Here is a 24,731-nt window from a genome sequence, read left to right as displayed (position 1 = left end):
AAGAACCTTGTTTCTAAAAAGAAGCAAGGTTTTTTTAATTTTTAACATAGGTGTTCATTTATGAACTCTTTAGTGCCGATGTTCAAACCATACAAAAAATTACAACCCAAAAATGATAAAAAAGCCTCATAAGCGAAAATTTCTCTGGCCAACCACATTTATCCAGCAAAAACTTCATACTCCCCTGTTAAACGCTATTCGTAATCGCTCTGGTCATCAGTTAACGATAATCAAAGATAACGATCATTATGATCTTGTCGTTGCTTCTTATAATATCCATAAATGCGTAGGTGTTGATAAAGTTTTCAATCCTACACGTATTGTGCGTGTTATTGCTGAACTACAAGCTGATATTCTTGCTCTGCAAGAAGCAGACAAACGTTTTGGTGAACGTACAGGCTTGATTGATCTTCAGCTCTTAAAAACTGAAACAGGTCTCTTTCCAATACCCCTGAACACTATGTCACCAAACAGTCATGGTTGGCATGGCAATGCCCTTTTTTTGCGCCAAGGACGTATATGTGATATTCTACAAATTACTCTTCCTGGCATTGAACCTCGTGGTGCTGTGATTGTAGAATTAGAAATGAAGAGTGGCAAAATTCGTGTTATTGCTGCGCATTTTAGCTTGTTTCGCCACTCTCGTAATAAGCAAGTAAAAACGCTTCTTGCACTCCTGCAAAAACGTTCTCTTATGCCTACACTTCTTATTGGTGATCTCAATGAATGGAGGATAGGTAAAGGATCATCTTTAAACCTTTTTTCTTCCTATTTTGATAGCACAATCGGAGCTGTACCAAGTTTTCCCTCTCGCTTCCCCTTTTTAGCTCTTGATAGAATTTTAGCTTTCCCCCATCAATTAGTAATAAACGTTGAAAATCATTTTTCACCCCTTGCGCGTATTGCTTCAGATCATTTACCAATTAAAGCGCATCTTAGCCTTGCGAATGCGATGTCCACTCTTAAAAATAAAACACGTGAGCAAAACTAATGTGCTTCATCCCAATTTTGAGCAGTCATTACCTTTACTTCAAGCGGTACAGACAAAGATAATACCGGCATTGTAGCATTTTCCATAACCTTTTTAACAAGAGCTATAGTCTTATCACTCTCGGCTTTTGGTACTTCAAAAATCAGTTCATCATGCACTTGCAGTAACATTTTTGCTGATAATTTTTCTTTTTCTAAAGCATCTTCCATATGAATCATAGCACGACGAATGATATCTGCCGCCGATCCCTGAATCGGTGCATTAATAGCAGCTCGTTCATTAAAAGCACGAACTTGCTGATTATTGGCTTTTATTTCAGGATAATGAATACGACGACCAAAAATAGTTTGTACATAACCATGTTGACGTGCAAATGCCTTAGTCGTTTCCATGTAATCTTTAATTCCTGGAAATCTTTCAAAATAAAGTTGAATATAACGACCTGCTTCCTGTCGAGAAAGACCCAATTGATTTGCTAATCCAAAGGCTGAAATACCATAAATAATACCAAAATTAATTGCCTTTGCGCGTCTGCGTATGTCTGACGGCATTTCTTTTATAGGCATACCAAACATTTGTGATGCAGTTATCGCGTGAATATCTTGACCTTGTGCAAAAGCTTCTTTTAATGCGTCAATATTAGCAATATGTGCAAGAATACGCAATTCGATTTGGCTATAATCAGCTGATAAGAGCACATGCCCTTCTGGAGCAATAAATGCTTGTCGGATTTTACGTCCTTCTGCAGTTCGCACTGGTATATTTTGTAAATTTGGCTCTGATGATGATAAACGCCCTGTCGATGTTATTGCTAAAGAATAATTCGTATGGACACGTCCTGTTTTAGGCAAAATATAAGAAGGCAAGGCATCTGCATAGGTAGATTTTAGCTTTGCAAGCTGACGCCAATCAATAATTTTACGTGGTAAAACATGACCGTCAACAGCCAATTCCTCTAATGTTTGTGCAGAAGTTGACCATTGTCCTCCCTTGGTCTTAGCTCCTCCAGACAATCCCATTTTGCCAAAAAGGATATTACCTAATTGCTTTGGTGAAGCAATATTAAATTTCTCACCAGCCAGCTGATAAATTTCTTCTTCTAAAATAAAAGCAGCTTGTGCTAATTCTCCTGAAAGACGCAATAAAATCTGCCGATCAATGAGAATCCCACGTTCTTCCATTCTTGCAAGAACTTCTATCAGCGGTCGATCAAGACGTTCATAAATTTTTGTCATTCCTTTTGCTACAAGCTGGGGTTTTAATACTTGCCACAAACGAAGTGTTATATCTGCATCCTCTGCTGCATAAAAAGTTGCCTGTTTCAAATCTACTTGTGCAAAAGAAGAAATCTTTTTTCCATTATGCGTTAAATCCTTGTAAGCAATTGGTTTATATCCAAGCCAGCGTTCAGACAAAGCGTCCATATTATGCGTTAAAGCTCCAGCATCTAAAGCATACGACAAAAGCATTGTGTCATCAAAAGAGCGCATCACAATACCCTGTTGCTTCATCACCAACCAATCATATTTCATATTTTGACCAATTTTTAAAACTGCTTGATTTTGCAATATTGGCTTTAAAAGTTTCAAAGCCTTTTTGGTCTCTATTTGTTCAGCAATACGTCCACCTCCCAAAAGATCATCTCCTCCCTCAATATGTTCAAGAGGTATATAGGCTGCTTTTCCTGGCTGTAATGCTAATGAAAAACCAACAAGCTTTGCTTGCAGTGCATCAAGAGAGGTTGTTTCAGTATCAAAAGCGAAATAACCCTGCTCTTCTGCTTTTAACAACCATTCTTGCAAAACCTCTTCATCCAAAATAGTTTTATAAGCCTCTCTTGTAATTTTTTGCCTAAGAGCCTGATCTTTACGTTTTTGTGCCAAAACCTGTGGGGAATTTTCAGAAAAACTATGTAATAGCGGTGTATCAACTTTCTGAATATCGAGAATGCGCTCATAACCAGAATCTACCCATTCAATATCTATATCGAGTGCATCAATGACTGTAGCGTCACATTCTGTTGCCTCCGCTATACGACGTGTGAGTGTCGTAAATTCCATAGCTTTCAGAAAAGCAATTAAACGTGGACCATCTTGTGGTTCCAGTACAAAACTCTCTAAATCATTCTCTATAGGGACATCCGTTTTAAGCTTAACTAATTCACGAGAAATTTTTGCTTGTTCAGCATAATTTTGAATATTTTCACGTCGTTTTGTTTGCTTAATCTCTGCTACGCGTTGCAATAAAAGATCAAGAGTACCAAATTGATCTAATAATTGCGCTGCAATTTTGGGACCAATGCCGGGAATACCTGGAACATTATCTGTTGGATCTCCAGTCAAAGCTTGCAAATCAACCATTTTTTCAGGTGCCACACCCCATTTTTCTATGACTTCAGAAACACCAATATGCTTATCTTTCATTCCATCATATAAAGATACGTGTGTGTTCACCAGTTGCATTAAATCTTTATCAGAAGAAATGATTGTGGTTTTTACTCCATTCTGAGTTGCCAATTGTGCATAGGTAGCAATTAAATCATCTGCCTCAAATCCTTCTTTTTCAATACAAGGTAAATTAAAAGCCTTTGTTGCTTGTCGTATTAAAGCAAATTGAGGAATAAGATCTTCAGGAGGTGCCTCTCTATTGGCTTTATATTGGGGATAAATTTTTTTACGAAATGTATCAGAGGAATAATCAAAAATGACAGCAAAATGCGTTGGGATAACACCAGCAGCTGTATTGCGAGCATCACAGAGTAATTTCCATAACATATTACAAAAACCGGCTACAGCTCCTACAGAAAGTCCATCCCTTTTGCGCTTTAAAGGTGGCAAAGCGTAATAAGCACGAAAAATATAGCCTGATCCATCAACCAAAAAAAGATGATCTTTTGTTTCCATGAAAACTCCATTATTTCCATTCTAGCTAAAAAATAATTTACCCTTATATTTGTTTTTCATTATTATTTTAAAAATTATTTTAAAATTTATCGAATTGCCTCTAAAAAGCCATTTTTTTTTTTCATAAAGCACTTGTTCGTTACTTTTATTTTGTACCTAAAGCTTTTCTTTGCTGTTACAGGACATAATAGCTTTCATTTTGCTCCTCCTATGATGGCTAAGGTACAACGTAGCGAAACAAGGTCGTTGTGGTGTTCCCCTCCCCACAACAACCGTATTTTTTGAATTTTTATTATTTATGTAATTTCAAATAATCTTTTCAGAGAGAAAAAAGGGAGTTATTGAGGAATTTTAAAATGATTCCACAGAGCTTTTTCACCTATTTTTTTAATAAAATCAGCATGCATACTTCTTTCCTGTGCACTTAACCTTGGAGATAGCGGATGTGAGCGAATTTTAACTGCCGAGAAAACATTCTTCTCATTTTGGACATCCTCATCAATATTCCCACTGTTATCAAAACCCAATACACCCTGTTTTCCACCAATGAGTTCAATATAAACATCAGCAAGAATCTCCGCATCAAGCAGAGCACCATGAAGAACACGATGACTATTATCAATTCCAAAACGTTTGCACAAAACATCAAGAGAATTAGGACCCATAGGAAATTTGCGTCGTGCCATAGCCAATGTATCAATTATATTATCAACACTGATAAGTGGCTTATTTACCCGTCCTAATTCTGCATTAAGAAAACCAATATCAAAACTTGCATTATGGGCAATCATTGTTGCACCATTAATAAATTCCAAAAATGCATTAGCAATATCACTAAAGCTTTTTTCATTCTTTAAGCGTTCATTGGTCAACCCATGAATTGCTACAACTTCATCAGGAATAATAACTCCCTGCGGGTTCAAATAAACATGGAATCGGCGTCCTGTAAGATAGCGATCAACCATTTCTACACAACCGATTTCGATTATGCGATCTTTCTCTTTATCCAATCCTGTTGTTTCTGTATCAAAAATAATTTCACGCATCACTTCAATTCTTTAGCAAAATTTTTATCACGTCTAAGACTTGTTGACGTGTATTTTCTAAATCTTTTCCTGTATCAATGACAAAATCAGCTCGTTCTCGTTTTTTCTTATCAGATATTTGTTTAGCATTGATAAATGCAAATTTTTCTTCGCTCATATTTGGACGAATCATTGCACGCTCTTTTTGTATTTCTAGTGGTGCAGAAACAACAACTACGCTATCCACACGATTTTCACTCTTTGTTTCAAAAAGCAGAGGAATATCAAGAACAATTAACTTTTTTCCCTTTTGGCGTGCTTTATCAATAAATTCTTCTTCTTTTTCTTGCACTAAAGGGTGAATCATTTTTTCTAATATTTGTAATTTTTCACTATCATTGATTAAAACCTTCGAAAGCTTTTGGCGATTAACTTTACCATTTTCAATAACACTAGGAAAAGTATGTTCTATGAGCGATAAAGTTGGTTCACTCCTGTAAAGTTTATGTACAGTATCATCAGCACTAAAAACGGGAATATCCGCTTGTTTAAAAAGATTAGCAACAGTTGATTTTCCCATAGCGATTGATCCGGTCAGACCTATGATTTTCATTCTCTTTCTTAACCCATATCCTTTAAAATTGCTGCCCGTAACGCTTTTGTCACCTGTGGTTTTATTCCAAACCATCGTTCAAAACCAGGAACAGCCTGATGTAAAAGCATACCAAGTCCATCAATTGTCCTTAGGCCATGTGCTTTTGCTTGTTGCAAAAAAGGTGTTATCAACGGCGTGTAAACAATATCTGTCACTAACGCTGTTGTCTTTGTTTTATGAAAATCGCAAAAAAGAGAAACACTTTTTTCCTCATCTGATTTTGTCATGCCTACAGAAGTCGTATTAACAATTAAATCAGCTTGGTAAAGTACTTCATTAGCACAATGCCAATCGTGAACTTCAACAGGTTTTCCAAAATATTCAGCTAAATCATCTGCACGTTTCTTTGTACGATTAAGCAAGAAAATACGTTCAAATCCCCGCTTTTTTAAAGCATATAAGATAGCACGTGCAGCACCCCCTGCACCAAAAACAAGAGCTGTTTCTCCAACCCAATTAGAAACCGAATCATCAAGATTAGCAGTAAAACCATAGGCATCACTATTTGTGGCACAAAGTTTTCTTCCTTCATACCATAGCGTATTAGCAGCACCAATTATTGTTGCTACTTCATCTTTATGATTAGCTAAACGAAAAGCTTCCTGCTTATAAGGTAAAGTAACATTACCTCCACAAAAACCTCTTTGTTGTATAGATGCGAAAAAATCTGCAAATTCTTCAAGAGTCACTTCCTGTGCTAGATATTCACCTTGTAAACCGTATTGTTTAAGCCAAAAATTATGAATTTTTGGTGATTTTGAATGGTGAATAGGACAACCAACAACAAAGGCACGCGGAGAAAAATTTTTTCCGGGCTTTATTGTCAAATTAACCATCGATAACTCCCAAATGACGCAATTTTACCAATAAAGGTAACAGTGGTAAACCAATAATGGTAAAAAAATCTCCGTCAATTTTTTCAAAAAGATGAATTCCTTCTCCTTCAATTTGATACACTCCCACACTGCTTAAAACATCTGTCCCTACACGCATTAAATAACGTTCAATGAATTCCGGTGAAAGAGGACGTATTGACATATGAGCACTAAAAGCTTCAACCCAAATTTCTTGGCCATTTTGAAATAAAGCCACAGCACTATGAAGAGAATGGGTTTTTCCTGATAAAGCATATAAACGTTGACGTGCTTCCTTTTTACTTGTAACTTTATGAAAAATCTGACCTTCCAAATCAAGTACTTGATCACAACCAATGACCAAAGCATCAGGAAAGCGGTCAGAGACATTTTTTGCTTTTGCACTAGCAAGAAAGCAACAGAGTTGTTTAGATGTTTTTACTTCTGCTTTTTTTTCTACTTCTCTTTCATCAAAAGAAGCCCCTTTAATGGAAAAACTTAAACCTGCTTTTTTCAACAATTGTGCACGGTAATAACTAAGGGATGCTAATATTAACGTATCTGCTGCCATAAGAGTTTTCTTTCATTTTCCTTCACGAAATCGTGATAAAAGTTCAAATATCGCTGCAGCAGTTTCTTCAATAGAGCGTCTTGTGACATCAATAATAGGCCAATTAAAACGTTCACAAATGCGTTTTGCATAAGTCAATTCTTCAGCTATACTGATCCGATCAGTATAGCTTTCAAGAGCAAAAACATCTCCCAAATCTCGATTTTGGCGAATATGTGAAATTCGTTCAGCTGAAGCGATTAAGCCAACAATCAAAGCATTTTTTGTTTCTAAAAGGGCTTCAGGTAAGTCGATCCCTGGAATAAGAGGAACATTAGCCGTTTTTATTCCACGATTTGCTAAATAGATACTGGTTGGTGTTTTAGAGGTTCTTGAAATACCTACAAGTATTACATCTGCATCTGATAAGCTATTGGGAGACTGTCCATCATCATGCTCTATTGTAAAATCCAACGCCTCAATACGGCGAAAGTAATCTGCATTGAGATCATGCTGGGCACTAGCACGTAAATTTGTGGGCATTCCAAGGTAAGATTGAAAAGCATCCAAAACAGGGTGTAGTATATCAATACAGGGAACTTCTATTTTCTCACATCTTCTCCCAAGAAGCAGTTTAATTTTTTTATCAATGATTGTGTAAAGAACAATACCCGGCTCTTGTTGTATTTCATCAAGAGCTCTTTGCAACTGCATTTCATTGCGAATCATCGGATAGATATGTTCTGTTGTCTGAATCATCGTGTATTGTGATGCTACAGCCCTTCCAACAGAGATTAATGTTTCTCCCGTTGCATCAGAAAGCATGTGTAAATGAAAGGATTTTTTTTCTCTTGTCACAAAAATTTTAACTCCTTGTTAATAAATGTGTATATATCATCATGCTTTTTTATAAAATAAAAACTTAGAGGAATTTTTCCGTTATTATGCACAAATTGAACAATTGTGATAAATAAAATCCACTTATGAGAAGAGAATGGGGATAATATCCTTAACATAATGGTATATATTATTTTTTTTTATTTTCTTTTGTGGATAAAATTGAGGATGAATGAAGCATAAACAATAATCCACACTAAACACAAGCTTGAATAAGAAAAATTCTCTCTCTCTTAAATTATTAATATAAAAAATTTGGAAAAGATAAAAATCCTTTTGAATATTAATTTATTAACGATATAAGATGTTTTCATATTTTTCTTAAAATTTATTAAGAATGATATATTGTTTAAGTTCTTTTAAATATTATTAAACAATTTGTTTTTTGAATTTTTATAAATAATTTCAATTTGCATAAGCGATTTTGAAATATGATTGTTAAATTTTATACGAAGATAAATCTTATGAAGGATACTTGCAGTTTTAAAAAGTTAAGTGTAGAATATTTAGACCTTATTAGAGTTTTCTATTCTCCAAATTTTCCATAAATTAGTTTTAAAAACAATCCCTTACCTAAAATAAAGAGCATATTTCATGCAAGAAATGAAATTACAAGAACTTAAAAGTAAAAATCCGGTTGAACTTGTCTCTTTTGCTGAAACATTAGAAGTTGAAAATGCTTCCCTAATGCGCAAGCAAGAATTAATGTTTGCTATCTTGAAAAAACTTGCTTCGCAGGACGTAGAAATTATAGGAGAAGGAGTTGTTGAAGTTTTACAAGATGGATTTGGATTTTTGCGATCTGCTGATGCTAATTATCTTCCAGGTCCTGATGATATTTATCTTTCACCTGCACAAATTCAGTCTTTTTCTTTAAAAACAGGTGATACTGTTGAAGGTCCTATACGTAGTCCAAAAGAAGGAGAACGTTATTTTGCTCTTCTTAAAATTAATACAATAAATTTTGAAGATCCTGAAAAAATTCGTTATAAAATTCATTTTGATAATTTAACACCTCTTTATTCCAATGAGCGTTTTCAAATGGAAATACAGGATCCTACAGAAAAGGATATGTCGTCACGGGTGATTGATTTGATATCTCCTCTTGGAAAAGGGCAGAGAGGATTAATTGTAGCACCTCCTCGAACAGGAAAAACGGTTTTACTTCAAAATATTGCTCATTCTATTACCACTAATCATCCTGAATGTTATCTCATTGTTCTTTTAATTGATGAACGACCAGAAGAAGTTACTGATATGCAACGTTCTGTAAAAGGAGAGGTAGTTTCTTCTACTTTTGATGAACCAGCAATACGTCATGTACAAGTTGCTGAGATGGTTATTGAAAAAGCTAAACGTCTTGTTGAATATGGACGTGATGTCGTTATTCTTCTTGATTCTATTACTCGTCTTGGACGTGCTTATAATACTGTTGTTCCTTCATCAGGTAAAGTTTTGACAGGTGGTGTGGACGCAAATGCGCTACAGCGTCCAAAACGTTTTTTTGGTGCAGCACGTAATATTGAAGAAGGTGGGTCTTTAACCATTATTGCGACAGCTTTAATTGATACGGGTAGCCGTATGGATGAGGTTATTTTCGAAGAGTTTAAAGGAACAGGAAATTCGGAAATTGTTCTTGACCGTAAAGTTGCTGATAAACGTATTTTCCCTGCTATGGATATTTTGAAGTCGGGAACACGTAAAGAAGAGCTTTTAGTAGCACGACAAGATTTACATAAGATTTTTGTTCTTCGTCGTATTTTGGCACCTATGAATGTAACAGATGCAATTGAATTTTTGATTGATAAATTAAAACAAACAAAAAACAATAGCGAATTTTTTGATTCAATGAATACATAGAAACATTAAGTTTTTAGATTAGGAATATTCCTGTGGATACAATCTTTGCTGTTTCGAGTGGATTGTTGCCTTCAGGGGTTGCAGTTATTCGACTTTCTGGTCCTCATGTCGTGCGTGTTGTGAAAGATCTTTGTGGTTTTTTACCTAAAGCGCGCTTCATGCATTATGGAAATCTTACAGCTCGTGATGGGAGCTTTCTGGATTCCGCTTTAACTGTTTTTTTTCCTGCTCCTCACAGTTTTACAGGAGAAGATTGTGCTGAATTTCATTTACATGGAGGCAAAGCGGTTGTTAACCGTTTTCTTGATGAGTTATCCACATTTGAAGGGTGTCGTATTGCAGAAGCAGGTGAATTTTCGCGTCGCGCATTTATAGAGGGAAAATTAGACCTTGTTCAAGCAGAAGCTCTTGCTGATTTAATAGAGGCAGAAACAGAAAGTCAACGACGTTTAGCGGTTATGGGTACAAGTGGGCGTTTAACAACGCTTTATCGTGATTGGCGTCATAAACTTATGAAAGCACGTGCTTTTATTGAAGCCGAACTTGATTTTTCTGATGAAGCTGACATTCCTAATTTAGTATCTGATAAAATTTGGAAAGATGTAGAAGAACTCTCTGTTTCTCTTCGCGAACATATTTCTGAAGGAGAACGTGCAAGTATTTTACGCGATGGGTTAAAAATTGTCATTGCAGGTGCCCCAAATTCTGGAAAATCAAGCATTATGAATCGTTTGGCTGGAAGGCCTGTTGCTATTGTGATGGAAGAAGCGGGAACAACACGTGATGCTTTGGAAATTAGGCTCGTTCTCAGTGGTTTACCGGTTTTTTTAACAGATACTGCTGGTTTTAGAAAAACAGAAAATAAAATCGAAAAATTGGGAATAGAAGTTGCAAAACAGCATATTATGGATGCTGATTTGGTTATTTTAGTTTATGATATGGGAAATCCCAAAGAGATCGATTTACCAGAAACAACAGCTGAAATATGGCATGTTGGTAATAAACTTGATCTTTATGAAGAAGATAAAACGCGTTGGTTTATACAATTTTCTGCATTAACAGGTTTAAATTTTGATAATTTTATTAAGGAAATAGAGTTATTTTGTTCACGTCGTGCTTCTAAAATTGGAAATCTTGTTCCAGCACGTAAAAGACAACTTCAGTTATTAAAAGAAGCTGTTAAAGAGATTGAAGTTTCTCTAAATGATAATTTTCTTGATTTAACTTTACGTGCAGAACATCTTCGTCGTGCAAGTGATTTTCTTGGAAGAATTACGGGGGACATAGATGTTGAAGATTTGCTTGATATTATTTTTTCAGAGTTTTGTATTGGTAAATAATGATTCACGTGAAACATCAATTATTTTATGGACAGATTGATAATATCATATATTTTATTTGTTTCACGTGAAACTTGAGATTGTATTCTCTATGGAATAAGACAAATGCAATTATATGATGTCATTATTGTTGGAGGTGGTCATGCTGGCTGTGAAGCTGCGTCGGCTTCAGCGCGTGTGGGAGCGCGTACAGCACTCGTTACACATAAAATATCAGCATTGGGAACAATGTCCTGTAATCCTGCTATTGGTGGACTTGGAAAAGGACATTTGGTTCGTGAAATAGATGCTTTAGATGGTCTTATGGGACGAGCAGCGGATGCTGCAGGAATTCAGTTTCGACTTCTTAATAGACGAAAAGGACCCGCAGTAAGAGGACCACGTACGCAAGCAGATCGACAACTCTATAAAAAAGCAATTCAAAAATTTCTGAAAGAACAAAACAATTTAAGTCTTATTGAAGATGAAGTACTTGATATAACTGTTAAAAATAATAGTGTTTCAGGTGTTCTTTTGAAAAAAAATGGGCATGTTTTTTCTGGTGCTGTAGTTTTAACAACAGGTACGTTTTTGCGTGGTCTTATTCATATTGGCGATAAAACATGGCCTGCTGGAAGAATGGGTGAACAATCAACTGTACAACTTGCTGAAAGCTTAAAAAAATATGGAATAAATCTTGGACGCTTGAAAACAGGAACTCCTGCACGTCTTAGTAAAAAAACAATTCATTGGGAATGTCTTCCAAAACAGAAAGCAGATGAAGATCCTGTTCCCTTTTCTCTCTTGACAGAAAAAATTGAACAACCTCAAATTGAATGTGCAATAACGCGTACAAATGCACGAACACATAAAATTATTCATGAAAATATTCATCAATCTGCTTTATATTCTGGTGCTATTGAAGGAGTAGGTCCACGGTATTGTCCTTCAATTGAAGATAAAATTGTTAAATTTGGTGAACGTGATGGACATCAGATTTTTCTGGAACCAGAAGGTTTGGATACTGATACTGTTTATCCAAATGGACTTTCAACTTCTCTTCCTGAAAATGTACAAATTTCTTTACTGAAATCAATTGAAGGATTGGAAAATGTTGAGGTTTTACAACCAGGTTATGCTATTGAATATGATTTTGTTAATCCACAACAATTAACGAAAACCTTAGAATTACGTTCTTTACCAGGATTGTTTTTAGCCGGCCAAATTAATGGTACAACAGGATATGAGGAAGCTGCAGCTCAAGGCCTTTTAGCAGGATTGAATGCTGCCCGTAAGGTTGCTGGATTAGATGAAATATTTATAAGTCGTTCTACAGCTTATATTGGCGTTATGATAGATGATTTAATTTCACGTGGGGTTTCTGAACCTTATAGAATGTTTACATCACGTGCTGAATTTCGTTTATCTTTACGCTCTGATAATGCTGATACTCGTTTAACACCTTTGGCAGAGCAGTGGGGTATTATTAGTAAAAAACGTTGGGATTGTTATCAGCAAAAACAGCGACGTCTCGATCAAGCACGATCAATATGCCAGAAACTTTTTCTAACACCTAATGAGGCGTCTGCTCATGGATTACAGGTAAATCACGATGGAATTAGACGTTCAGCTTATGATCTTCTTGCTTATCCTCATATGACTATAGAGCGTCTTTCACATTTTTGGCCACAATTACAGTCAATTGATTCTAAAACAGTTGAATCTCTAGAAATTGAAGCACAATATGCAGTTTATTTAGAAAAACAAGCACAAGATATTGCTGCTCTTCAACGAGATGAGCGTTTAGAAATTCCCCCTTCACTTAATATTCAGGCAATTTCGGGTCTTTCAAATGAATTAAAAGCAAAAATTCAAAAAATATCACCACGTTCAATTGCTGATGCACAGAAAATTGATGGTATGACTCCAGCAGCATTATCACTTATTATCACTTATATTCAACGTCAACGACGTGAAAAGGTTAAATCAGCTTGATGGATATTTCCATAGAACAAAAATATCAGGAACTCTTAAATATCATTCCTTCTGTTTCACGTGAAACGATGGAAAATTTAATACAATTTGAAACTTTTATAATTCAATGGAATACGCATATTAATTTGGTATCCTCTAAAACAATACCAATTCTATGGACACGCCACATCTTGGATTCAGCTCAAATTTATCCTTTACATAGCCACTTTTTACGCTGGTGTGATCTTGGATCAGGAGGAGGTTTTCCTGCAATTGTTATTGCTATTTTAATGAAAGAAAAAAAAATAGGCCATATTGATCTCGTTGAAAGTAATGGAAAAAAAATAGCTTTTTTAAGAACTGTTATTACTCAACTTAATCTTCCAGCTACAGTTCATCACTGTAGAATTGAAGATGTATATGAAAAAATAAAGGCACCAGATGTTATAACAGCGCGAGGATTAGCTTCATTAGATGACCTCTTACAGCTTATTTTTCCATTGTTAACAGAAAAAACAATAGCTCTTTTGCAAAAAGGTCGGGATTACGCTACAGAAATAACAAATGCCTCTGCCAATTGGCGCTTTGATCTGCTAAAACATAAAAGTAAAATTGATGAAAGTTCTGTTATTTTAGAAATTTCTCATGTTCGATCATGTAGAGGGTAAAGCAAAATGAGCGAAACACGAATTATCGCTATTGCAAACCAAAAAGGTGGAGTCGGCAAAACAACTACAGCAATTAATCTTGCAACAGCTTTAGCAGCTATTGGTGAAAACGTTCTCATTATGGATGTTGATCCACAAGGTAATGCAAGTACAGGATTGGGAATTGATCGTAATAGCCGTCCTTTATCATCTTATGATGTTTTGATTTCAGGAATTTCAGTTACAAAAGCAGCTTTGAAAACAGCTGTACCCAATCTCCATATTGTTCCTTCTACGCTTGATCTTTTAGGCGTAGAAATGGAAATTGCTTCATCACAGGATCGTATTCAGCGATTGCGTAAAGCACTCTGTGATGATCCAAAAATGATAAAAAAATTTAGTTATATTTTAATTGATTGTCCTCCATCGCTTAATCTTTTAACACTGAATGCTATGGGGGCAGCAGATTCTGTTTTAGTGCCTATGCAATGTGAATTTTTAGCACTTGAAGGTTTAAGCCAATTGCTTGAAACAGTAAAACAAGTGCGATCTGTTCTTAATCCATCTTTAGAAATTCAAGGGATTGTCCTAACGATGTACGATGGACGTAATAATCTTTCAAATCAAGTTGTTGAAGATGTGCGTTCTTTTATGGGAGATAAAGTTTATCGTACTGTTATTCCACGGAACGTGCGTGTATCTGAAGCCCCTTCTTTTGGTAAACCAGTATTACTTTATGATCTGAAGTGTGCTGGTAGCCAGGCATATTTGCGTTTAGCATCGGAAGTGATCCAACGCGAAAAACAAGCACGTGCTGCTGCTTAGAAATGTAAAAAAATTTAAAGAGCAAAATTATGAATGATGATCAATCAAAAAAAAGATTAGGGCGTGGTTTAGCAGCTTTAATTGGGGATATAAATTTAAATAATAATCTTGCACGTTCATCGACTGATGAAAAATCTACAGAGTTTAATGCAATTTCTGCACATTCTGAGCGACTTGTGCCACTTGAAACTATCTCGTGTAATCCAAATAATCCACGGCGCCATTTTACTGATGCAGAACTTGATAATTTAGCGCAATCAATTCGTCAGCATGGTATTGTTCAACCTGTCATTGTAAGACCTTTACGTGATCATCCACATCGGTTTGAATTAATCGCTGGTGAACGGCGGTGGCGTGCTGCACAGCGCGCTAATTTAAATCAATTGCCGGTCATTGTTCGTGATGTAGATGATAAGATAGCTTTGGAATTGGCAATTATTGAAAATGTTCAGCGTGCCGACCTTAATCCTATAGAAGAAGCAATGGGATATGAGATGTTACTGAATGAGCATGGATATACGCAAGCAGATTTGGCACAAGTCATTGGAAAAAGCCGGAGTCACGTTGCAAATACGCTTCGTTTGTTAAAGCTTCCACCAAAAGTACAACAGTTCTTAACCGATGGACAGCTCTCCGCTGGCCATGCACGCTGCCTTATAACCGTTGATAATCCACAGGATTTAGCCGAAAAAATTATTCGCGAAGGACTCTCTGTGCGCCAAACGGAAATACTTGCATATGAACAGGCAAATCCGAAAACGAAAAAACGAACTGCTGTTGAAAAGGATACAGAAACAAAATCTCTAGAAAAATTACTTGCAGATGTGATCGGAATGAAAGTGACTATTAGACATGGTAAAAAAGGTGGTGATTTAAAAATACGCTATTCTTCATTAGAACAATTGGATGATATTTGCCGACGTTTACAGAACTAATTAATTATCTAAAATAGCACGAATTCTATCTATATATTTTTGACCGAACTTTAAATTATCTAAAGATATAGTATTTTTTTCATTGAAGAGAATTTTTTTATCTTCAATGTCTATTATTGCAGCTAAAGTTGCTTGAAGAGCCATGACACCAATAACATAATCTTTAGGTGAAAGATTATTTTTTCTTAAAAGCTCCGTTAGTTTTGGTCTAGCAGAAATAGAGGCTATTAATCCTTCAATACTGTTATCATTTCCGGTATTGGACGTCTCTGGCTCTGGAGGTAAATCTTCAATTTCTTTTTTTAGTTGTTCTATTTTTGAGAGTAAATCTTCTGTTAAAGGATAATTTGCAACGATATTTGGATTGCTGCTAAGTGAGAGAACAAATTGATTATCTGTTCCTTCTGCCATTGTTATTTGAACATATGCTATAAAAAGAAAAAAGGGAAACAAACGCAAAATAAACTTCAACATGGATAAAATTTATCCTTTCTTCTTCGAATTTTAGCAAAGACTTCTTCATCTATAAAATTAATCAATTGTTTAAAATAATACAGATTCTATTTACAACTGCTTCTAAGAATTTTAAGTATTCTATACGTATGTTTTTTACCAAACTCCAAATTATCTGAAACTACAGTATTTTTTTCATCAAAAAAAATGCCTTCTTTTTTAAGGTTTTCAATATCTTCGTTAAGAATTATTAATGTTGCTTGAAGAGTCATGATACCAATAATATAATCTTTAGCTGTGAGATTCTTTTTTCTTAAAAGACCCATTAGTTTAGGTCTGGCAGAAATAGAAGCTATCTGTCCTTCAATACTGTCGTCATATTCAGTATTATATGGTTTTGAAGTTGATAATAAGTTTTCATCACATTTTTTTCCGATTTCTTCTATTTTTAAAAGAAAATCTTCTGTTAAAGAATAATTTGCAATGATATATGGGAAATCAAACTGATTGTCTGTTTCCTTTGCCATTATTGGTTGAGTATGTATTACGAAAAGAAAAAGGGAAAACAAACGCAAGATAAGCTTAAACATGGCTAGAAAATATCCTTTCTTCTTCGGATTTCAGCAAAGACTTCTTCATCTGTTTCTTTTTCCATTGCAAGGTTTCTTCGTAACGTATTATCATCCCAGCGGAGGAAAGGATTGATAGCTTTTTCTTCCCCTAAGGTTACAGGTAAAGTCACAGCGTCTTTTGCGCGCAATAAAAAAACATCCTCTACTCTTTTATGAAGTTTTTGATTATGTGGATCAAGTGTCAATGCGAAAAGGGCGTTAGTTTTAGTATATTCATGACCACAATAAAGAAGTGTTTCATCGGGAAGTTGACGAAGCTTTTTTAAAGAGCTAAGCATTTGTGCAGGTGTTCCCTCGAAAAGGCGTCCACAACCGAGAGAGAAAAGTGTATCTCCAGCAAAGAGTAAATTCTCTTTAGGAAGATAGTAAGATAATGCGCCTAAAGTATGACCAGGCGTTGAAAGCGCTAAAAGCGGGTGTGTTCCAAAGAAAAAACTTTCATCAGGTTGAAGTGTTTGGTCAAGATAACGAATCTTTTCTTTTTCTTTTTCTGGTCCAACAACTAACGCTTTGTAAACTTGCTTTAACTCGGCTAGCGCTTCTACGTGGTCGTGATGATGGTGAGTCACAAAAATAGTATGAAGGGTCCAATTATGGCGTTTGAGGGCCCTATGAATTGCTTTGCTTTCAGGTGCATCAATTGCGGCTGTGAGTCCACTTTTTTCATCATGAATGAGTACACCAAAATTATCTTCTCGACAGATAAATTGCTCAATTAACACGTACTTTCTCCATAAAAAGTCAGGAATAAATTTACAAAATAACCTGTCGTAATAAATGCATTATATTTAAGAATCAGACTTGTCCTCTTCTGTTAAAAAACCTTTTGAATGTTTAAGTATAGTAGGCATTTGTGTAAGCATGAATAGAATTGTTATGGGCATGACACCAAATACTTTAAAACTTGTCCAAAAATTATCACTAAAATTGCGCCAAACAACTTCATTTAAAAGGGCAAGAAAAACGAAAAATAATGCCCAACGATAGGTAAGTTTTTGCCATCCTAAATCATCGAGTTTTAAAGTAGAATCAAACACATACCGCAAGAGTGGTTTTTTAAAAAACATGCCACCAAAGAGAATAAGAGCAAATAAACAGTTAATGATCGTCGGCTTCATTTTGATAAAAGTATCGTTGTGAAGCCAAAGAGTTAAAAATCCAAAGACAAGAACGAATATCCCTGAAATAAGAGGCATTATGGGAATTTTTCGTGCGAGGATCCATGATAAACTTAAAGCAATGATGATTGCTACCATGAAAATAGCGGTTGCAGGAAAAATAGGTTTATTAAAGCTTTTAAAAAAAACAATATTTTTTATTAGCCATTCACCCTTATAATTGCTTAGAAAAAAGACGATTAATGGCCCTATTTCCAATAGAAATTTAAGAGTCGGTGAAAGGGCTGCTTTTTTATGTTTCTCAATATTCTTCGAATCGGTATTATTGGATGGATGAGGTTCAGAAAAAAGTTTATTCATGCGTGTTTTCCTGTGATGGTTTCGGCAAAATCAGAAGCAGAGAAAGGTTGAAGGTCTTCAATATTCTCTCCTATACCGATAAAATGGACAGGTAATTTGTATTTTGCTGCGATGGCAACAAGAATTCCTCCCCGTGCGGTACCATCGAGCTTTGTCATAACTAAACCGTTAACGCCAGCAATATCACGGAAAATATCTACTTGGTTAAGTGCATTTTGCCCAGTGGTTGCATCAAGCGTTTGAAGAATTGTATGGGGTGTTTGAGGGTTATGTTTTCCTAAAACACGAATAATTTTTGCCAATTCGTCCATCAGTTCAGTTTTATTTTGTAAGCGCCCAGCTGTGTCAATGATCAATACATCACTGTTTGCCTTTTTGGCTTTTTCATAAGCATCAAATGCTAAGCTAGCTGCATCTGCACCCAGTTTTGTTGAAATAACAGGTGCTCCCGTACGTTTACCCCAAATATGCAATTGCTCAATAGCTGCAGCGCGAAAGGTATCACCAGCAGCCAACATAACTTTTAGTCCCCCCGCAGTTAGTTTAGCTGCAAGTTTTCCAATAGTTGTTGTTTTTCCAGTGCCATTTACACCTACTAGCAAAATAACATGAGGTTTATGATTAAGATCAAGTTCTAGTGGAATTGCAACAGGTTCTAGCACTTTTTTGATTTCGTTAGCCACGATGATATGAATATCATCTGGAGATAGATTTTTTTCGTAACGATTGGAAGCTAAGGTGTCGGTAATTCGTGTAGCCGTTTCCACACCAAGGTCAGCTTGAATAAGAATATCTTCCAACTCTTGCAGAGTGTTTTCATCAAGTTTTCCTTTAACAAAGACGCTACTTATAGATTCATTTAAGCGTTGTGAAGAAAGGGCTAATCCTTTTTTTAGGCGCCCAAACCACGCCGTTTTTTTCTGTTCAGTAGAGAATTCAGGCAAAAGTTCTTCAATTTTTTTTTCACTGATTGTGTTTGTGACAATTATTTTGCCAGAATATGATTCAAAAGGTTGCGTTTCTCTATTTTGATTTTCAGGTGTTATACTCTGATTTTCTGTTTGCTCTTCTTTTTCAATGTTTATTGCGGAGCAATCGTTTTCTATAATTCCACTTTTGCATTTATTTTTTTCTTTCATATCGGTTTCATCATGAGGTGGAATTCTTTTCAATTTTGGCTCTTTAGGATTTTTAAATGAGAGCATTTTTTTAATAAAAGATTTCGTCATAAGAATTTCCTGCTCAGGCTGCGTTTAATTTTGGGAGAATAGCAATTAATTTATCACCATCGTGATCAACGATAAGTGCTTGAACAATTGTTCCAGCTTTGGCACCTTTAATTTTCGCAAGAGTATAATCTTCCGTTCGTCCGATTTCATCTTTTTCAACAAGTATTGTTTGCTGACTATTTTGTAAATAAGCAAGATGTTTTTGATAAGCTTCCTCACCCGCTTTACGCAACCTTTCCGCACGCATCTTAACCACCTTACGATTGATTTGTGGCATACGTGCGGCAGGGGTTCCTTCTCTTGGGCTAAAAGGAAAGACATGAAGATGTGTTAAATTACAGTCATTGATCAGAGCGAGACTATTTTCGAACATCTCTTCTGTTTCAGTAGGAAAACCAGCAATTAAATCGGCACCATAAACCATTGTAGGACGTTTGGCACGTAAATCTTGGCAAAATTGAATTGCATGCTCACGCAGATGTCGTCGTTTCATTCGCTTTAGAATCATATTATCGCCTGCTTGCAAAGATAAATGCAAATGTGGCATTATTCTTTTCTCATAGGCTAAAAGATTGATGAGTTCTTGATCTGCTTCAATAGAATCTATAGATGAAAGTCGCAACCGAGGCAAGTCAGGAACGTGATGCAAAATGGCTGAAGTTAATTTTCCTAGAGTGGCTTTTCCAGGGAGATCATGACCGTAGCTTGTGAGGTCGACACCTGTTAGAACAACTTCTTGAATGCCATTGTCTATTAGCTTTTTAATTTGTTCAACGACAGCACCCATAGGGACTGAGCGTGATGGTCCACGTCCATAAGGAATAATGCAAAATGTACAGCGATGGTCGCATCCATTTTGTATTTGTACAAAGGCACGTGTGCGCTCTTCCATCGCACTAACCATATGCGGAGCAATTTTTTGCACTTCCATGATATCATTGACACGCAATTTTTCATCATGGTTGATGCCAAAATCAGGAAGTTGACGATAAGAATGTGCATGGAGTTTTTCTTCATTTCCTAAGATAAGATCCACCTCTGTCATAAGGGCAAAGCTTTTTGTTTCTGTTTGTGCAGCACATCCTGTGACAATAATACGGGCATGTGGATTTTCACGTCTTGCTTTTCGAATAGCTTGTTTTGCTTGTCGCACAGCTTCGGCAGTAACAGCGCAGGTATTAAAGATAATAGCACCATCTTTAAGCTGATCTAGCCCCGAAGAAGCACTTTCTTTACGTATGATTTCTGTTTCGTAGCTATTGAGTCGACAACCAAATGTTACAATTTCTATAGCCATCAAAAGTGATCCTTTTTATAGTTCCCTGTTAAAGGATTTAAAAAACCACTAAATTCATATTTAATTGGACCTGTCATAATAATATGATTGTCTTCTCTATAAAAAATATTCAACGTTCCCCCTGGTAAATTTACATCAATATGACGTTGTGTAAGACCACGTCGGCAGGCAGCCACCGCACTCGCACAAGCAGCGCTGCCGCATGCTTGCGTTAATCCTGCTCCTCGCTCCCATGTTCGTAAATTTAGGCTTTTCTGTGACGTTACATAAGCGATGGAAATATTGCACTGTTCTGGAAAAAGGGGATCATGTTCAAGTTGTGGTCCATATTTTTCTAATGGAATGTTTTGAATATTACTTTCAACAAAAAAAATAGCGTGAAGATTGCCAACGGATACAAGGCAAGCATCCCTTAAGGGACCAGCGGTAAGTTCTACATGATTGGTATCCACTATTTCACGTGAAACAGGCATTTCTTTTGCATTGAAATTTGGGCGCCCCATGTCAACAGAGATGAGGTTATCAGTTTGGCGTTTACCTTCAATAATTCCAGCAGGCGCTTCCAATCGAAAGCTTTCACCAAGATTGTGATCAATGAGCCACGCGATTACGCAGCGGGTGCCATTCCCGCACGCTTTAGCCATTGAACCGTCGGCGTTCCATATTTCAATACGGAAATCAGCTTCATGTTTGGTGGGAGGATGGATAGCCATAATTTGATCAAAATGAGTTTGGGAATCTGCTGCTAAGGCACAAATTGCTTCCGGTGTGAGTGCATGTGTGCTGTTACGCATATCAGCAACAATGATTTTGTTTCCAAGACCGTCCATTTTGCTAAATGGCGTTTTCATGAAGGTTCTCTATTTCTTGTGATTAATCATAATTAGTATATGACTGAAAATCTTAAGAATTTCCAGTGTTTAATGCATATAAAACTGGCAGAAAAAATGATTATCGTTCAAAATCGACAATTTTTATTCTGTTCTTTTTAATTTATTAATTTATCTTTGTAGAATGCCGTATAACAAATGTTCACCCATTTCTTCGAGTGAGCCTATTTATTGTCATGGGAAAGAGTATAGATTATGACATTTTCAAAAAATTCAGTTTTCATTGTAATATCAATTATAACACTCTTAGCAGGTTGCTCAACATTGCGATTTGAGAATAATGATAGAGGCGGTGCATTAGAAGTTTTCTACCCACTTCAGAAAATGTCAGTATCTGAAGCAATGACTGATCTATCAACATCTGAGGTAGAAGATCCTTCAGTATATGAAAAAGGCGATTCTCGTAGTGATGAACGAATGGCTAGTCTCGAATTGCCAAGCGGTGCCATTGATTTATATCCTGCGAGCATTGCGGGAGTATGGAATCTTTCTGTAGGTGGTAAACTTTGCCGAATTGCAACACCACAAACGAAATTTGGCCAAGGATTTCGCGCTGGTCCTTTACATTGTTCGGGAATCGTTGCTCGGGTAAAGTCATGGGCTATAAAAGGAAAAAAATTATATTTCTATGATAATTCAGGGCGTATAGTTGTTGTTCTTTATTCTTCCAATGTTGACCGTTTTGAAGGGCGTACACTGGATAATCAGCCAGTTGTTTTAAGGCGTTAGATCTTTTTTAGCCATTTATGAAAAAAAGAGATATATGAACAAGTTTGTGAAAGAATCTTGAATATTTCACTGAGGGCGGTTTGAAAAAAGGTTGTGTGGATGATTTTAGTTTCAACCTGCTATAAGGAGATGGTATCCAAAGGAGAAATCAGTTTAGATTCTGCTCAATTAGCGTTAACAGAGCATTTTGATGATTTATTACAAAATATTGTGGAACTAAATGCTTCTCGGCTGTGGCCATTTTTGCGTTTTTTAAAGAGAAAAAAACAAACTTGTTCTCGTGTTTCAAAACAGCATTGTGCTGATGGTTTTTGTCAGGGGTTATATATTTATGGGGAAGTAGGACGAGGTAAAACCATGCTGATGGACTTGTTCTTTTCTTGTTTGCCGCAAGGTCGTAAAAAGCGCGCTCATTTTAATGATTTTATGGCTGATGTGCATGAGCGAATTAATATTTATCGTCAAGCATCAAAAGATGAAAAATCCCGACAAAAAAATCCCATTTTAGCAGTTGCTGAAGATCTCGCACGAGAAGCGCATGTGCTTTGTTTTGATGAATTTAGCGTAACAGATATTGCTGATGCCATGGTGTTGGGGCGTCTTATCTCTGCTTTATTTGATCAAGGGGTTCTTTTTGTTGCTACTTCAAATGTTGCTCCCGATAATCTTTATTATAACGGTTTAAACCGAGAGCTCTTTTTGCCTTTTATCCAGGTTTTGAAAGCACATGTTCGCGTTATCAATCTTGATGCAAAAACAGATTATCGTCTTGAAAAATCAAATCTACAACGGGTATATGTAACGCCATTAGGAGTGGCAGCAAATGAACGCATGAATCAAGCGTGGGCGCTAGTGCTGCAAGGACACAAAGAAACGTCTGATGAACTTTCTATAAGAGGGCGTATTGTTCACATTTCATGCTCTGGAGCGGGTTGCGCACGCTTTGATTATCAAGATTTGTGTGCAAAGCCTTTGGCTGCAACTGAGTATTTGGCTTTAGGGGAACGTTACCATACAATTTTTATCGATAATGTACCGGTGATGGATGACTCATGTCGCAATGAAACGAAACGATTTATTTTACTTATTGATATTCTCTATGAACGTCACATAAGATTATTTATGTCAGCAGCAGCAGGATTGGAGAATTTGTATAAAGGGCGTGCGCAGACAACGGAGACATTTGAGTTTCAGAGAACACAATCGCGTCTTTTTGAAATGCAAAGCCAAGATTATTTGAAAGTTTGGGCAGAACGTTTTCTTTTGAAGGAGAAAAGTTTATAATCTCTTTACCTTTACGTAAACTGTAAAAACAATAACTCTTTGAATCTAAAAGAAGTGTAATAATTCTGTTGTATTTTTTTAAAATTCACTTTATCGATACATCATGGTAATTTTCTAATAGCTGTTTCCTTGGAGGTGTTTCTATGAGGAGAGAACTTGAATCTTTCTCCTTTTGATGAGTATTGAAAATATGGCTAAGGTCAAAGAAAATATTCCAGTATACGCGGCGCTAATGGGTGTGCGCTGGGTTATCTAACGTTAGGAAGAAATAAAATGGCACGAAAGAAAATAGCTCTCGTTGGTTCGGGTATGATTGGGGGCACTTTAGCCCATATAATTGGGCTTAAAGAACTTGGTGATGTTGTCTTATTTGATATTGCAGAAGGCATGCCACAAGGTAAGGCCCTTGATATCGCCGAATCTTCATCCGTTGACGGTTTTGATATCAGTTTAAAAGGTGCCAATGCTTATGAGGCAATTGAAGGTGCCGATGTTGTTATTGTAACAGCAGGCGTTGCACGAAAGCCTGGTATGAGCCGTGATGACCTTTTAGGTATTAATTTAAAAGTGATGGAACAAGTTGGTACTGCGATAAAAAAATACGCGTCCTCAGCATTCGTTATCTGTATTACAAATCCTCTCGATGCAATGGTATGGGCATTGCAGAAATTTTCAGGTCTTCCGACACAAAAAGTGGTTGGTATGGCTGGTGTTCTTGATTCAGCACGTTTTCGCTATTTTTTATCTGAGGAATTTAAGGTCTCTGTTAAAGATGTGACAGCGTTTGTTTTAGGGGGACACGGTGATTCAATGGTGCCTCTCGTGCGTTATTCAACGGTTGGGGGTATTTCTTTGCCTGATCTTGTAAAAATGGGTTGGACGACACAGGAAAAGATAGATCAAATTATTCAGCGTACTCGTGATGGTGGTGCAGAAATTGTCAGTTTATTAAAAACAGGCTCTGCTTTTTATGCACCAGCGGCTTCTGCTGTTGCTATGGCTGAGGCCTATTTGAAGGATACTAAGCGTGTTGTTCCTGTTGCAGCCTATCTTTCAGGTGAATATGGGGTTCAGGATACATATGTTGGTGTTCCTGTTGTGCTTGGTGCTGCTGGTGTTGAGCGAGTGATTGAAATCGATCTTGATAAAGAGGAAAGAACTGCTTTTGAGCAATCAGTGAATGCGGTGCAAAAACTTTGTGATGCTTGTGTCGCTATTGCACCTAGTCTTAAATAAAGTGAGCAAGATTGTGTTCATTAAAATAGAATATTTAAAATTTTATTAAGGATTTGAGGATCAATTGT

General features: G+C 36.3%; 23 protein-coding genes. 10 read left to right on the top strand and 13 right to left on the bottom strand.

Translation table 11 applies throughout. The annotated features are described in order from the left end of the window. The first annotated feature begins 112 nt into the window (after window positions 1-112). On the top strand, window positions 113-991 hold the full coding sequence (locus tag MCQ_RS03910) for an endonuclease/exonuclease/phosphatase family protein (RefSeq protein ID WP_006923663.1): 879 nt from the start codon (window positions 113-115) through the stop codon (window positions 989-991). Here the strand turns inward: MCQ_RS03910 and polA are convergent. From polA to MCQ_RS03880, 6 genes are all read right to left on the bottom strand, one after another. Then, window positions 988-3,894 carry a DNA polymerase I gene (polA, locus tag MCQ_RS03905; RefSeq protein WP_006923662.1) on the bottom strand — a complete coding sequence of 969 codons (2,907 nt, stop codon included), beginning with the start codon at window positions 3,892-3,894 and terminating at the stop codon, window positions 988-990. The genes MCQ_RS03910 and polA overlap by 4 nt on opposite strands. 338 nt (window positions 3,895-4,232) lie before the next feature. Continuing rightward, window positions 4,233-4,940: a DNA polymerase III subunit epsilon gene (dnaQ, locus tag MCQ_RS03900; protein ID WP_006923661.1), complete on the bottom strand. Its 708-nt coding sequence runs from the start codon at window positions 4,938-4,940 to the stop codon at window positions 4,233-4,235. A 4-nt stretch (window positions 4,941-4,944) separates the two neighbouring features. Further along, on the bottom strand, window positions 4,945-5,532 hold the full coding sequence (gene coaE / locus MCQ_RS03895; protein WP_035007878.1) for a dephospho-CoA kinase: 588 nt from the start codon (window positions 5,530-5,532) through the stop codon (window positions 4,945-4,947). An 8-nt stretch (window positions 5,533-5,540) separates the two neighbouring features. Beyond that, window positions 5,541-6,410, bottom strand: coding sequence for a shikimate dehydrogenase (locus MCQ_RS03890; RefSeq protein WP_006923659.1), 870 nt, complete (start codon window positions 6,408-6,410; stop codon window positions 5,541-5,543). Continuing rightward, window positions 6,403-6,999 carry a Maf family nucleotide pyrophosphatase gene (locus tag MCQ_RS03885; protein WP_006923658.1) on the bottom strand — a complete coding sequence of 199 codons (597 nt, stop codon included), beginning with the start codon at window positions 6,997-6,999 and terminating at the stop codon, window positions 6,403-6,405. The genes MCQ_RS03890 and MCQ_RS03885 overlap by 8 nt, the downstream gene beginning before the upstream one ends. A gap of 12 nt (window positions 7,000-7,011) precedes the next feature. Beyond that, window positions 7,012-7,836, bottom strand: coding sequence for a pyruvate, water dikinase regulatory protein (locus tag MCQ_RS03880; protein ID WP_006923657.1), 825 nt, complete (start codon window positions 7,834-7,836; stop codon window positions 7,012-7,014). 633 nt (window positions 7,837-8,469) lie between these two features. On the opposite strand from MCQ_RS03880, the gene rho reads away from it, so the two are divergent. The 6 genes from rho (at window position 8,470) to MCQ_RS03850 (ending at window position 15,435) form a co-directional block, all read left to right on the top strand. Then, window positions 8,470-9,735 (top strand): transcription termination factor Rho, encoded by a 1,266-nt coding sequence (gene rho, locus MCQ_RS03875; RefSeq protein WP_006923656.1) that lies wholly within the window; start codon window positions 8,470-8,472, stop codon window positions 9,733-9,735. A 32-nt stretch (window positions 9,736-9,767) separates the two neighbouring features. Then, window positions 9,768-11,075: a tRNA uridine-5-carboxymethylaminomethyl(34) synthesis GTPase MnmE gene (mnmE, locus tag MCQ_RS03870; protein WP_006923655.1), complete on the top strand. Its 1,308-nt coding sequence runs from the start codon at window positions 9,768-9,770 to the stop codon at window positions 11,073-11,075. Window positions 11,076-11,180: 105 nt separating this feature from the next. After that, window positions 11,181-13,049, top strand: coding sequence for a tRNA uridine-5-carboxymethylaminomethyl(34) synthesis enzyme MnmG (gene mnmG / locus MCQ_RS03865; protein WP_006923654.1), 1,869 nt, complete (start codon window positions 11,181-11,183; stop codon window positions 13,047-13,049). Further along, on the top strand, window positions 13,049-13,696 hold the full coding sequence (gene rsmG, locus MCQ_RS03860; RefSeq protein WP_006923653.1) for a 16S rRNA (guanine(527)-N(7))-methyltransferase RsmG: 648 nt from the start codon (window positions 13,049-13,051) through the stop codon (window positions 13,694-13,696). Before mnmG ends, rsmG begins: the two co-directional genes overlap by 1 nt. A gap of 6 nt (window positions 13,697-13,702) precedes the next feature. After that, complete coding sequence (locus MCQ_RS03855) at window positions 13,703-14,500, top strand: ParA family protein (protein ID WP_006923652.1); 798 nt, start codon at window positions 13,703-13,705, stop codon at window positions 14,498-14,500. A gap of 29 nt (window positions 14,501-14,529) precedes the next feature. Continuing rightward, entirely contained in the window at window positions 14,530-15,435 is a 906-nt protein-coding gene (locus MCQ_RS03850) for a ParB/RepB/Spo0J family partition protein (protein ID WP_006923651.1), read from the top strand. Here MCQ_RS03850 and MCQ_RS03845 read toward each other — a convergent pair whose 3' ends face one another. From MCQ_RS03845 to dapF, 7 genes are all read right to left on the bottom strand, one after another. Beyond that, a complete protein-coding gene (locus MCQ_RS03845) occupies window positions 15,436-15,909 on the bottom strand; it encodes a hypothetical protein (RefSeq protein ID WP_006923650.1) in 474 nt (157 codons plus the stop codon). Window positions 15,910-15,995: 86 nt separating this feature from the next. Continuing rightward, window positions 15,996-16,478 (bottom strand): hypothetical protein, encoded by a 483-nt coding sequence (locus MCQ_RS03840; RefSeq protein WP_006923649.1) that lies wholly within the window; start codon window positions 16,476-16,478, stop codon window positions 15,996-15,998. Between the two features lie 2 nt (window positions 16,479-16,480). Further along, the gene (gloB, locus tag MCQ_RS03835; protein ID WP_006923648.1) at window positions 16,481-17,242 is read right to left on the bottom strand and encodes a hydroxyacylglutathione hydrolase; all 762 of its coding nucleotides are present in this window, start codon (window positions 17,240-17,242) and stop codon (window positions 16,481-16,483) included. A gap of 66 nt (window positions 17,243-17,308) precedes the next feature. Then, window positions 17,309-17,998, bottom strand: a complete 690-nt coding sequence (locus tag MCQ_RS03830) for a septation protein A (RefSeq protein ID WP_006923647.1) — start codon at window positions 17,996-17,998, stop codon at window positions 17,309-17,311. Continuing rightward, window positions 17,995-19,227: a signal recognition particle-docking protein FtsY gene (gene ftsY / locus MCQ_RS03825; RefSeq protein WP_006923646.1), complete on the bottom strand. Its 1,233-nt coding sequence runs from the start codon at window positions 19,225-19,227 to the stop codon at window positions 17,995-17,997. Before ftsY ends, MCQ_RS03830 begins: the two co-directional genes overlap by 4 nt. 13 nt (window positions 19,228-19,240) lie before the next feature. Further along, window positions 19,241-20,524: a tRNA (N(6)-L-threonylcarbamoyladenosine(37)-C(2))-methylthiotransferase MtaB gene (gene mtaB / locus MCQ_RS03820; protein ID WP_006923645.1), complete on the bottom strand. Its 1,284-nt coding sequence runs from the start codon at window positions 20,522-20,524 to the stop codon at window positions 19,241-19,243. Beyond that, the gene (gene dapF / locus MCQ_RS03815) at window positions 20,524-21,375 is read right to left on the bottom strand and encodes a diaminopimelate epimerase (RefSeq protein ID WP_006923644.1); all 852 of its coding nucleotides are present in this window, start codon (window positions 21,373-21,375) and stop codon (window positions 20,524-20,526) included. The genes mtaB and dapF overlap by 1 nt, the downstream gene beginning before the upstream one ends. Window positions 21,376-21,609: 234 nt before the next feature. Here dapF and MCQ_RS03810 point away from each other — a divergent pair, with 234 nt between their 5' ends. From MCQ_RS03810 to mdh, 3 genes are all read left to right on the top strand, one after another. Continuing rightward, window positions 21,610-22,143 carry an AprI/Inh family metalloprotease inhibitor gene (locus tag MCQ_RS03810; protein ID WP_006923643.1) on the top strand — a complete coding sequence of 178 codons (534 nt, stop codon included), beginning with the start codon at window positions 21,610-21,612 and terminating at the stop codon, window positions 22,141-22,143. A gap of 99 nt (window positions 22,144-22,242) precedes the next feature. After that, a complete protein-coding gene (gene zapE / locus MCQ_RS03805) occupies window positions 22,243-23,427 on the top strand; it encodes a cell division protein ZapE (protein ID WP_006923642.1) in 1,185 nt (394 codons plus the stop codon). Window positions 23,428-23,700: 273 nt separating this feature from the next. Then, window positions 23,701-24,663 (top strand): malate dehydrogenase, encoded by a 963-nt coding sequence (mdh, locus tag MCQ_RS03800; RefSeq protein WP_006923641.1) that lies wholly within the window; start codon window positions 23,701-23,703, stop codon window positions 24,661-24,663. Window positions 24,664-24,731 lie beyond the last annotated feature (68 nt).

Origin of the sequence: Candidatus Bartonella washoeensis Sb944nv (assembly GCF_000278135.1) — a bacterium.
Taxonomy (GTDB): Bacteria; Pseudomonadota; Alphaproteobacteria; order Rhizobiales; family Rhizobiaceae; genus Bartonella; species Bartonella washoeensis.
Note: the sequence above shows the minus strand (reverse complement) of the source record. Positions and strands in the feature narration are given on the sequence as shown.

Coding starts and splice junctions, on each gene's coding strand:
- MCQ_RS03910 (WP_006923663.1), top strand. CDS start 113: ATGATAAAAAAGCCTCATAAGCGAAAATTTCTCTGGCCAACCACATTT.
- polA (WP_006923662.1), bottom strand. CDS start 3,894: ATGGAAACAAAAGATCATCTTTTTTTGGTTGATGGATCAGGCTATATT.
- dnaQ (WP_006923661.1), bottom strand. CDS start 4,940: ATGCGTGAAATTATTTTTGATACAGAAACAACAGGATTGGATAAAGAG.
- coaE (WP_035007878.1), bottom strand. CDS start 5,532: ATGAAAATCATAGGTCTGACCGGATCAATCGCTATGGGAAAATCAACT.
- MCQ_RS03890 (WP_006923659.1), bottom strand. CDS start 6,410: ATGGTTAATTTGACAATAAAGCCCGGAAAAAATTTTTCTCCGCGTGCC.
- MCQ_RS03885 (WP_006923658.1), bottom strand. CDS start 6,999: ATGGCAGCAGATACGTTAATATTAGCATCCCTTAGTTATTACCGTGCA.
- rho (WP_006923656.1), top strand. CDS start 8,470: ATGCAAGAAATGAAATTACAAGAACTTAAAAGTAAAAATCCGGTTGAA.
- mnmG (WP_006923654.1), top strand. CDS start 11,181: ATGCAATTATATGATGTCATTATTGTTGGAGGTGGTCATGCTGGCTGT.
- rsmG (WP_006923653.1), top strand. CDS start 13,049: ATGGATATTTCCATAGAACAAAAATATCAGGAACTCTTAAATATCATT.
- MCQ_RS03855 (WP_006923652.1), top strand. CDS start 13,703: ATGAGCGAAACACGAATTATCGCTATTGCAAACCAAAAAGGTGGAGTC.
- MCQ_RS03850 (WP_006923651.1), top strand. CDS start 14,530: ATGAATGATGATCAATCAAAAAAAAGATTAGGGCGTGGTTTAGCAGCT.
- MCQ_RS03845 (WP_006923650.1), bottom strand. CDS start 15,909: ATGTTGAAGTTTATTTTGCGTTTGTTTCCCTTTTTTCTTTTTATAGCA.
- MCQ_RS03840 (WP_006923649.1), bottom strand. CDS start 16,478: ATGTTTAAGCTTATCTTGCGTTTGTTTTCCCTTTTTCTTTTCGTAATA.
- MCQ_RS03830 (WP_006923647.1), bottom strand. CDS start 17,998: ATGAATAAACTTTTTTCTGAACCTCATCCATCCAATAATACCGATTCG.
- ftsY (WP_006923646.1), bottom strand. CDS start 19,227: ATGACGAAATCTTTTATTAAAAAAATGCTCTCATTTAAAAATCCTAAA.
- mtaB (WP_006923645.1), bottom strand. CDS start 20,524: ATGGCTATAGAAATTGTAACATTTGGTTGTCGACTCAATAGCTACGAA.
- dapF (WP_006923644.1), bottom strand. CDS start 21,375: ATGAAAACGCCATTTAGCAAAATGGACGGTCTTGGAAACAAAATCATT.
- MCQ_RS03810 (WP_006923643.1), top strand. CDS start 21,610: ATGACATTTTCAAAAAATTCAGTTTTCATTGTAATATCAATTATAACA.
- zapE (WP_006923642.1), top strand. CDS start 22,243: ATGATTTTAGTTTCAACCTGCTATAAGGAGATGGTATCCAAAGGAGAA.
- mdh (WP_006923641.1), top strand. CDS start 23,701: ATGGCACGAAAGAAAATAGCTCTCGTTGGTTCGGGTATGATTGGGGGC.